This window comes from Halorubrum sp. Atlit-28R, from assembly GCF_003665955.1.
GTDB lineage: Archaea > Halobacteriota > Halobacteria > Halobacteriales > Haloferacaceae > Halorubrum > Halorubrum tropicale.
The window spans coordinates 1-547 of sequence record NZ_QPLS01000117.1 but is presented as its reverse complement, the minus strand read 5'-3'; the positions used below and the strand labels follow the sequence as shown (position 1 = coordinate 547).

Here is a 547-nt window from a genome sequence, read left to right as displayed (position 1 = left end):
GTTCCCCGGTGCGTCGGTCGTGATTTGGGCGGGACTTACCCGTATGTCGAAAGGTGAGACACGGGCAATTGTGCAGCCCTACATTTTGATTATGCAGATTTTTTCGCTGGCACTGCTCGCGGTACTGAACCCCGGGTCTTTCAGCGCCGAGTTCTGGACTCTGTTCCTGCTGTTGTTGCCAATCGTTCTGCCTTGCACACTGATTGGAATTAATCTCTACAAAAGAGTTTCTGATTTCAACTTCCGGCGTATTGCGTTTGTACTGCTGGGCTCTTCGGGCTTGGGGATTTTTCTCAAAGGTTCCCATTCATTAAAGCCGCTAATGGTTTTCCTTTAGCCTTTTATCGCCCATTGTTTGGCAGGTACAGGTAACGCTTCATTTCTTTTATTCCCATTCCGCTTACTTCATGCATCCGAATAAGCGTAGTGGGCCCGACCGGGATGACATTATTGCGAATCTTGCTAATGAGAGTTGCGGGCACTTCCATCAAGTCCGCCAGTTCACCGTCCGTTTTAAGCGATAGCTTTTCTTTAATGACATCTATTA

At 47.9% G+C, this 547-nt stretch carries 2 protein-coding genes; one reads left to right on the top strand and one right to left on the bottom strand.

Features of this window, described 5'->3' with window-relative positions; genetic code table 11:
* Positions 1 to 337 (top strand): hypothetical protein (locus tag DVK06_RS17090; RefSeq protein WP_233561797.1); only part of this gene is annotated, 337 nt, incomplete at its 5' end.
* A 4-nt stretch (positions 338 to 341) separates the two neighbouring features.
* On the opposite strand, the gene DVK06_RS19425 is transcribed toward DVK06_RS17090, so the two are convergent.
* On the bottom strand, positions 342 to 547 hold a 206-nt coding region (locus tag DVK06_RS19425), incomplete at its 5' end, for a hypothetical protein (protein WP_121601134.1).